This is a genomic window from Mycobacterium sp. 852002-53434_SCH5985345 (assembly GCF_001667155.1).
Classification (GTDB): domain Bacteria; phylum Actinomycetota; class Actinomycetes; order Mycobacteriales; family Mycobacteriaceae; genus Mycobacterium.
Genome location: NZ_LZIE01000074.1, coordinates 342,096 through 351,504, shown reverse-complemented (window position 1 = coordinate 351,504; position 9,409 = coordinate 342,096). Strand labels below are relative to the sequence as shown.

The following is a 9,409-nucleotide window of genomic DNA, read 5'->3' as shown; positions in this document are numbered from 1 at the left end:
CCGACCCCCTCCGGTCTCAGGCCGCACTAGCGGGCGCCAGCTTCTCGCACAGCAGGCCCGCCAGGCCGCGGATCGTTATGGTGGAGATGTCGGCCGACGGGATGCGCACCCCCGTTTCGGTCTCGATGCGGGTTCGTAGTTCGAGGGCGCCCAGTGAGTCCAAGCCGTATCCGGAGAGCGGCCGGTCGGGATCGACGCTGCGACGTAAGATCAGGCTGACCTGATCGGAGATCATCCTCCGCAGCCAGGTCGGCCACTCGTCCATCGGCAGGTCATCGAGCTCGGCCCGCAGTTTGCTTGTGCCCGTTTGGGTTTGTCCGACAGAGCGAAATGCCTGCGCAAATGGGCTGCGCTCGGCCAAAAGCGCCAGCCAGGAGGTACCGGTGATCGGCGAATAGCCGGTATAGGCCCGGTCGTGGCGCAGTATCGCTTCGAATGCGTAAGCGCCCTCGTCGGGCGCGATCGCAATGCTGGAATTCTCCGCCAGTGTGGTCGCGCGCCCGATCTCTGCCCAGGGTCCCCAGGCGATCGCGGTCGCCGGCAGCCCCCGGGCCCGCCGCCAGTGGGTGAAGCCATCGACCCAACTGTTGGCCGCCGCGTAGGCGCCCTGCCCCGGCGAGCCCACCAGCGCGGCCGCCGAGGAGAACGAGCAGAACCAGTCCAGCGGCTGGCCCTCGGTGGCGGTGTGCAAGTTCCACGCGCCGTAAACCTTTGCTGCCCAATCGCGTTCGATCAGTTCGTCTGTGATGTTGGTCAAGGTGGCGTCCTCCACCACCGCGGCCGCATGCAGGACGCCGCGCACGGCGAGCCCGGTGGCGGTCGCCGTGGCCACCAGCCGGCGCGCGGTGTCGGGCTGCGCGATATCCCCGCACTCCACCACGACGTCGGCGCCGGTCGCGCGGATCCTCTCGATCGTCTCCAGCGCGGTGTGCGTCGGCTGTGAGCGTGCGGACAGCACGACGCGCCCGCATCCCGCGGCGGCCATCCTTTCCGCCAGGAACAGCCCGAGACCCCCAAGACCGCCCGTGACGAGGTAGGCGCCATCAGGGCGGAAGACCGGGGCCTGCGCCGGCGGTACCGTCACCCGGTGGCGGCCGGTGTGCGGGACGTCGAGCACGATCTTGCCGGTGTGCCCGGCGCCGGCCATCGTCCGAATGGCGTTGCCGGCTTCCGCAAGCGGGTAGTGCGTGCTCTCCGGAATCGGGAGCACGCCGTCGGCGATGAGCCGGTACACGGTGGCCAACAAGTCGTGAACCCGGTCCGGTTCGCTGTACGACAGCAACGCCAGGTCGACGCCGTGGAACGCGAGGTTGGGCCGGAACGAGAAGAGGCCCAACCGGATGTCCCGCTTGCCGATTTCGATGAATCGGCCACCGAGAGCCAGCAACTTGAGCCCCGCGAGCTGGGCGGCGCCGGGGACCGAGTTGAGCACGATGTCTACGCCGTACCCGTCGGTCTGGCGCCTGATCAGGTCGGCGAACTCGGTGCTGCGCGAATCGTAAACATGCTCAATGCCCATGTCGCGCAGCAGTTGTCGGCGTTCCTCGCTGCCCGCGGTGGCGAAGATTTCCGCGCCCGCGGCCCGGGCCATCGCGATCGCCGCCTGTCCGACCCCGCCCGTCCCGGAGTGGATCAGCACGCGATCACCGGCCTTGATATGCGCCAGGTCGTGCAGGCCGTAATACGCGGTGGCGTGCGCGGTTGGCACCGCCGCCGCCTGCCCATCGGAGAGCCCGCCCGGCAGCGTGACCGCCAGGCGAGCGTCGCAGGTGATATACGTGCCCCAGCAGCCGTCGCCACACAGACCGCCGACATGATCGCCCACCTTGTGGTCGGTCACACCCGGTCCGACCGCGGTCACCACGCCGGCGAAATCGGTGCCCAGCTGCTGTCGCCGGCCCTCGAAGGCCGGGTAGCGGTCGAACGCGACCAGCACGTCGGCGAAGTTGATGTTGGAGGCACTGATTTCCACCTCAATCTGGCCCGGACCCGGCGTAACTCGTTCCCGGGCAATGAATTCCACCGACTCCAGATCACCCGGCGTGCGGATTTGCAGACGGACGCCGTCCCGCTCGAGGTTGGCGATGGTGGTGCGGCGCTCCTCGGGCCGCAGCGGGCTGAGGGCCAAACGCGCCGTGTACCAAGCGCCGTGCCGCCAGGCGGTCTCGTCTTCCTCCGACCCGGCGAGCAGTTGTCGGGCGAGCTGCTCTGCCTCGGTGTCGTCGTCCACGTCGATCTGGGTGACCCCCAGGTGCGGATGCTCGGAGCCGATCGCCCGCAGCAGGCCCCGCAGCCCGGCCTGCTCCAAATTGGGCACGTCGCTGGCCACCACCGTCTGGGCGTTGCGCGTGACGACGTAGAGGCGGGGGAGTTGGCCGGGCGTGTCGGGCAATTCGCGGATGACATGCACCAGGTGTTGCACGGACTCGAGGCCCAGCGCCGGTGACCGGTCATCGGCGTCACCCTTCTCGGTCCCCGCCGCGATCACCAGACCGCTGAATCCGCCGGCACGCAGACGATCTCGAAGCTGTTCGGAGTTCGAGGTGTGATCGGCGTGCGGCGGCCAGCACATCGTGGTGCATTGTGCGCCAAGGCGTTTCAGCGCTTCCGTTAACAGGGCAACGGCGTCGGCGGCGGTGCCGATGACCAGCCAGGCTCCGGGGTTGCGGTGTTCGGCCTCCGGCAGTTCTCGCTGCCGCCATTCGATCGTCAGCAATCGCTTGGCCAGCAGCCGTTCGTCGTGGTCGTTCTCGGCTGCCCCGGCACCCAATCGCAGCCCCTGCACGGCGAGCAGGACGGCCCCGTGCTCGTCGAGCATTTCGAGATCCGCCTCGACTCCGGAAGCATCGGCTTTCGTCACCCGTGTGTAGCAGTAGCGGGCTCCGCGGGCAGGGCCGTGGGAGCGGAGCCGCCGGAGACCGAGCGGCAAGGCCAGCACGTCTTCACCCAGGGGTTGCACTTCGGGGTGCGCCGCGACGGACTGGAAGCAGGCGTCCAGCAGCGCCGGGTGCACCCCGTAGGCATCTTGTTGCGAGCGGATTTGACCGGGTAGCGCGACCTCGGCCAGCACGGTGCCGGTTGCCCCCGCGCCGATGTGCAACGCGGTGAGTCCGCTGAATGCCTGACCGTACCGAACACCACGCTCGTCCAGGCGGCGGCGGACCTCGGCGCCGTCCTCGCTGCCCGGGTGCGCGGCGAGCAGCGCGGAGATGTCGTGCGCGGGCGGGGGATCCTCCGCGGCGGCATAGAGCCCGGCGGTGATCAGCTGCACCTGGTCGCCCCCGTCCTCGGACTCCACCGCGAAATCGGCGACGCCCGTTGACGACAACGCCGCCGACGCTCCGATGGTGGTCTGTTCGTCCAGCAGCAGCGCCTGCTCGAAGTGCAAGTCACGAACCTCGGAAGCATCGCCGAAAACGGCGCGCGCCGCCGTCAGCGCCATTTCGCAGTAAGCAGCCCCGGGAAACACGGTCACATCGCGAACCTGGTGATCGCCCAGCCAGGGCTGGGCGGCGGTGCCGACCTCCGCCTGCCAGACATGGCGTTCCGGTTGCTCCTGCAAGCGCACGTGGGCGCCCAGCAGCGGATGCACCGCAACGGTGCAGCCACCGTGCGTTGAGGGTTGACCGCCGCGGCTCAACAACAGCCGACGATGCGTCCAGGTCGGCAGCGGTGCGTCAACCAGGCGCCCCTTCGGATAGAGCACGGAGAAGTCGATCGCGGCGCCCGCGCTGTACAGATCCGCGACAAAGCCACGCAAGCCGTAGGGCTGTGCTTGCTCGCGACGCATCGCGGCCAGGGCGGCCAGCGGCATGTCGAGACTGCGGGCGGTCTGCTCGACCGCATGGGTGAGTAGCGGGTGGGGCGCCAACTCCGCGAAGACGCGGTAGCCCTCCTCCAATGCGGCCCGTACCGCCGGCGCGAAACGCACCATCTGGCGCAGGTTTTGCACCCAATACCCGGCATCGCAGACCGGCCGCTCGCGCGGGTCGTAGAGGGTTGCCGAGTAGAAGGGAATTTCCGGCGGCATCGGATGCAGCCCGGCGAGCGCGTCGGCCAGATCGTCGAGGATCGGATCCACCTGGGGGGAGTGCGAGGCGACGTCGACGGCGATCTCGCGGGCCATTACGTCGCGCGACTCCCAGGCCGCGACCAGGTCGCGCACCGTCTGGGTGGCGCCGCCGATCACCGTGGATTGCGGCGACGCCACCACCGCCACCACGGCATCGTCGACGCCCCGGGTCACCAATTCCGAAAGCACCTGCTGCGCAGGCAGTTCCACCGAAGCCATCGCACCCGCGCCGGCGATCCGCGACATCAGGCGGGAGCGCCGGCAGATGACGCGCAACCCGTCTTCCAGCGACAGCGCTCCTGCGACGACGGCCGCGGCGACTTCACCCAGGGAATGCCCGATGACCGCGCCGGGCTGCACCCCGTAGGAGCGCATGGTCGCGGCCAGCGCGACCTGCATGGTGAACAGGGTCGGTTGAACCCGGTCGATACCGGTCACGGTCTCCGAGGCGGTCAGCGCCCGGGTCACCGAGAACCCGGCCTCGCCGGCGATCAGTGGCTCGGCCGCCGCGACGGTCGCCGCGAACACCGGTTCGGTCGCCAGCAGCTGGGCTCCCATTCGAGCCCACTGCGAACCTTGTCCCGAGAAGACCCAGACCGGTCCGCGGTCATCCTGCCCGGCCGCGGCCTGATACGGGGTGTCGCCCTCGGCGACCTCACGCAGTGCGTTTACCAGCTCCAGCCGGCCACTGGCAATCACGGCGGTGCGTACTGGGCGGTGCACGCGCCGGCGCGCCAGGGTGTAGGCGAGGTCCGTGAGGGCTACATCCTCATGCGCTGCGACCCAGTCGCCCAGGCGGCCGGCGGTGCGACGCAATTCGTCGGCCGACGTGGACGATAGCGGGAAGAGCAGAGGTGCGGCCGACTCAGCTTCGGGCACAGCGGCTTCCGGAACCTGCGCCGGAGCTTGCTCCACTATGGCGTGTGCGTTCGTTCCTGATAGCCCGTACGACGACACCGCCGCCCGCCGGGGATGATGACCATTCGTCGGCCATGATGTGATCGTCTGCGGCACAAACAGTTTGGTGTCGACTGCGGCCATCTCGTCGGGCAGCCGTGCGAAGTGCAGATTCTGCGGGATCATGCCGTGCTGCAACGCCAGGATGGTCTTCATCAACCCGAGCGCTCCCGCGGCCGACTGCGCATGACCCAAGTTGGTCTTCACCGTCGCCAGCGCGCAGGGGACGTCGATGCCGTAAACGGCGGCCAGGCTTGCGTATTCGACCGGGTCACCGACGGGCGTACCGGTGCCGTGGGCCTCGACCATGCCGACGCTGCGGGCATCCACGCCGGCGGCGGCCAGCGCCGCTCGGTACACCGCGGTCTGCGCCGCGAGCGACGGGGTGGCGATGTTGACGGTGTGGCCGTCTTGGTTGGCGGCAGTGCCGCGGATGACCGCCAGGATCCGATCACCGTCACGCAGCGCGTCGGGCAGCCGTTTGAGTAATACGACGACACAGCCTTCGGCGGACGCGAACCCGTCAGCCGCGACGTCGAACGCATGACACCGACCTGTGGGGGAAAGCATGCCTTCCGCGGAACCCGCGACGAACTTCCGCGGATCCAGGATCACCGCCGCGCCACCCGCCAGGGCAAGGTCGCTTTCACCGTCGCTCAGGCTGTGGCAGGCCAGGTGCACCGCGGTCAAACCCGACGAACATGCGGTGTCCACCGTCATCGCGGGACCGTGAATGCCCAAGACGTACGCGATCCGCCCTGATGCCAGGCTGAAGCTGCTGCCGGTGAACCCGTACGGCGCCTCCACTGCGTTCGCATCGGCGGCCAGCAGTTGATAGTCGCCGTGCGTCAGACCGACGAACACACCGGTGAGCGAGTCGGACATGGTCTCTCGCGTCAGGCCGGCGTGCTCCATGGCCTCCCACGAGGTTTCCAGCAGCAACCGGTGCTGGGGGTCGATCGCGGTGGCCTCGCGTTCGTTGATCCCGAAGAACTCGCAATCGAAGCCGGCGACGTCGTCGAGGAACCCGCCCCACTTGGTCACCGACCGACCAGGAATCCCCGGCTGAGGGTCGTAGTATTCGTCGGCGTCCCACCGGTCCGGCGGCACTTCGGTGATCAGGTCGTCCCCACGTACCAACGCCTCCCACAGCCGCTCGGGGGAGTCGATGCCGCCGGGCAGTCGACAGGCCATGCCGATGACAGCAGTGGGAGTGAAAGTTGCTTTCTCCACGGCCGTTCACCTCTTCTTATCCGGCGGGGCGGTAAGCGCGCTTGAATTCGGAGTGGTCGTTGAGACCGCCTGGTCGAGTCAACGCATCTTCGACAATTGGTTGCGGCGGGAAACGCCCGATGCCGGACGGCATAGCGGTGCGCATTCCAATTGATCGATGTCCGGGCTGATGGTCCGAAATCGCCCGGTCCACCAGCGCAAAGACATAATCAACGTTCGGTTCGACGATCGAATAATCGGTCGTCCGCGGGAAAATTCGGCCGCCCACCTCGAAGAAATCGGCGCTGGGTGGTTCCGGCCCTTGCTGCACTTTGCTGATTACCGGACTAAGCAAATCTGGATTACCCAGAGTCCCGATATTCGCCAATGAGCGCGATCGGCATTTGGTACCCGAGTGGCCAGAGTTTCGCGGAGGCCAGACATTTGATTGTCGCCTCGGCAGGGGAAGGTCGGGGTCCTCAATCCCCATCCGACTTCGCCCGGCTCGAAGGCGTGGGAATGGACGACCGGATTGGCCCGGCCGCCGTCGCTTCGTCGTGGCGCGCCGCGAAGATGCAGCGCGAATGGCTGCGATCCCGGTCGCCCGGCATTCGGCTGCGTCTTGGGCGGAGGCCCGGAAGAAGTTGTCCCGCGCCGGTTGTCGCCGGCCGAGGCGAACTAGTTGTCGTTGTCGTTGTCGACGGGTTGATCATGCGCTCTCCCACACCGCAAGTCGACGTGTGTGCAACAAACCATACAGAAGGTCACCGCTGAGCGCGCCGGGTTGAGGCAAATTCTTCGAAGCGACCTAGGTGTTAGCTGTGCGTTCAGCCGCGAGTGGTCGCACGGCCGGCGGAGAGGCCTAGTGCGGGCGGTGTGCGCCTAGCGCGCCTGGCCCTGCGAGGCGAGGAAACCCGCGACGCCGCGGACCATCGCGTCGGCGTACTTCTGCCTGCCCTCTGCCGACTCCATCTGCGCCGAGTCCGCGGGGTTTTTCATGTTGCCGCATTCGACCAGGATCGACGGGTACTGCGCCAGGTTCAGCCCGGCGAGGTCCGAGCGTCCATACAGCCCGTTCTGGCCGATGTAGTTGGCCGGCGGGATACCCGAGGCCTGCATCTGGTCGCGCATGATCCGGGCGTACTGCACGGACGGTCCGGCCTGCACCTGGTTGAGCGGGGGGGCCGAATAGTTGACGTGGAATCCGCGGCCCGATGCCGGGCCGCCGTCGGCGTGGATGCTCAGGACCGCATTGGGGTGCAACGCATTGGCCATGTTGGCGCGCTCGTCGACGCACGGCCCCAGCCCGGTGTCGTTGCCGCGCGCCATGGCGGTCCGGACGCCGAGGGCGTTCAACTCCGCGCGAACCCGCAGCGCGGTGTCCCAGGTGAAGGTGTGTTCCTGGTAGCCGCTGTTGGTCGACGTCCCGCTCGCCTGGCAGTCCTTGGTGCCCCCGCGGCCCGTCGGCACCTGGCGGCCGATGGACGCGTCGTTGGAGCCGTTGTGGCCGGGATCGATGAACACCACCATGCCGGCGATGTTGGAGGGGACCCCCCATGCCGGCGGGGCGGCGGTCGGGGTGATCGCGACCGAAGCGGTAACCAGCGCGCCGATGACCAACCTGATGCCGACACGCCTGCTCACTCGTAGGTCCACGGCGCAAAGGTAGCGTCGCGCGGTCTACGCTGAGTGTTTCGAATCGCCGGACACACGCAGGCGAAACCAACTCGAGACCAAGATGCGAGGGGACTGTCATGCAACCCGGAGGCGACATGTCGGCGCTGCTGGCCCAGGCGCAGGAGATGCAGCAGAAGTTGATGGAAGCCCAGCAACAGCTGGCGAATGCCGAGGTGCACGGGCAGGCCGGCGGAGGCTTGGTCAGGGTGACCGTCAAAGGCAGTGGCGAGGTGGTCGCGGTGCAGATCGATCCCAAGGTCGTCGACCCCGGGGACGTCGAGACGCTGCAGGACTTGATCGTCGGGGCCATGGGTGACGCGTCGAAGCAGGTCACCCGCATGGCGCAGGAGCGGCTGGGCGCGCTGGCCGGCGGTTTCGGCGGCCCACCCCCGGGCCAGCCTCCGGCCCCGGCGCCGGGGCTCTAGACCTTCCGACATGTTTGAAGGACCCGTCCAGGATCTGATCGACGAGCTCGGCAAGCTGCCGGGCATCGGGCCCAAGAGCGCTCAGCGCATCGCCTTCCACCTGCTGTCCGTCGAACCGCCGGACATCGACCGGCTGACCGCGGCGCTGGGGAAGGTCCGCGACGGCGTGCGGTTCTGCGCGGTGTGCGGCAACGTCTCCGACAACGAGCGCTGCCGCATCTGCTCGGATCCCCGGCGGGACGGCTCGTTGGTATGCGTGGTCGAGGAGCCGAAGGACGTCCAGGCGGTCGAGCGCACCCGCGAATTCCGCGGCCGGTATCACGTGCTGGGCGGCGCGCTGGATCCATTGTCGGGGGTGGGGCCCGATCAGCTGCGGATCCGCGAGCTGCTGAGCCGGATCGGTGAGCGGGTCGACGACGTCGACATCACCGAGGTGATCATCGCCACCGACCCGAACACCGAGGGGGAGGCGACGGCCACCTACCTGGTGCGGATGTTGCGCGACATCCCGGGGCTGACGGTGACGCGGATCGCGTCGGGGCTGCCGATGGGCGGAGACCTGGAGTTCGCCGACGAACTGACGCTGGGCCGCGCGCTGGTCGGCCGCCGGGCGATGGTCTGACGTCGCTCAGGTTTTGGTCAATCGGAACGGCCGAGTGACCGTCGAGCCTGGACCGCCGCACCCGTCGGACGTGGTCGTCGTGCCCTCACCGGCAAGCGACACGGCGTCGAAGCTGTAGTCGACGGTTGCCGGGACCGATGTTCCGTTCGCGCACGGCGCCTGCGTCGCCCCGCTGTGGGTCCAGCGTCCGTTCACGAGGTCGAACTCCCAGCTGATGACGAACGTCCCGCCGTCCTGCGAGGTCGCCAGCGTGCAGTCCGACCCGCAGGGGGCGAAAAGCCACATGGTCGATTTGTCGCTGTCGGTATAGAGCACGGTGTAACGACCGCTCGGCACCTCCGGGGTGGCGTGCGCCGGCGCCGGCGCAATCAATGCGGCCGCGACCAGCAGGGCGCCGCCGCCCGCCAACCCCGGCCGGCTGCTTCTCGCGATGTCATTCCGCAC

At 68.3% G+C, this 9,409-nt stretch carries 6 protein-coding genes; 2 read left to right on the top strand and 4 right to left on the bottom strand.

Going from position 1 to position 9,409, the window contains the following annotated elements; all coding sequences use genetic code 11:
* Positions 1-16: 16 nt before the first annotated feature.
* The 3 genes from pks2 to A5756_RS19195 form a co-directional block, all read right to left on the bottom strand.
* Positions 17-6,262, bottom strand: coding sequence for a type I polyketide synthase (gene pks2, locus A5756_RS19205; protein WP_066955874.1), 6,246 nt, complete (start codon positions 6,260-6,262; stop codon positions 17-19).
* A gap of 16 nt (positions 6,263-6,278) precedes the next feature.
* The gene (locus A5756_RS19200; protein WP_066955872.1) at positions 6,279-6,572 is read right to left on the bottom strand and encodes a hypothetical protein; all 294 of its coding nucleotides are present in this window, start codon (positions 6,570-6,572) and stop codon (positions 6,279-6,281) included.
* Positions 6,573-7,123: 551 nt separating this feature from the next.
* Complete coding sequence (locus tag A5756_RS19195; RefSeq protein WP_082948018.1) at positions 7,124-7,897, bottom strand: Rv3717 family N-acetylmuramoyl-L-alanine amidase; 774 nt, start codon at positions 7,895-7,897, stop codon at positions 7,124-7,126.
* Positions 7,898-7,995: 98 nt separating this feature from the next.
* Here A5756_RS19195 and A5756_RS19190 point away from each other — a divergent pair, with 98 nt between their 5' ends.
* The gene (locus A5756_RS19190) at positions 7,996-8,343 is read left to right on the top strand and encodes a YbaB/EbfC family nucleoid-associated protein (protein ID WP_066955869.1); all 348 of its coding nucleotides are present in this window, start codon (positions 7,996-7,998) and stop codon (positions 8,341-8,343) included.
* Between the two features lie 10 nt (positions 8,344-8,353).
* Positions 8,354-8,965, top strand: coding sequence for a recombination mediator RecR (recR, locus tag A5756_RS19185; RefSeq protein WP_066955865.1), 612 nt, complete (start codon positions 8,354-8,356; stop codon positions 8,963-8,965).
* 6 nt (positions 8,966-8,971) lie between these two features.
* Here recR and A5756_RS19180 read toward each other — a convergent pair whose 3' ends face one another.
* Positions 8,972-9,409, bottom strand: coding sequence for a hypothetical protein (locus tag A5756_RS19180; RefSeq protein WP_082948017.1), 438 nt, complete (start codon positions 9,407-9,409; stop codon positions 8,972-8,974).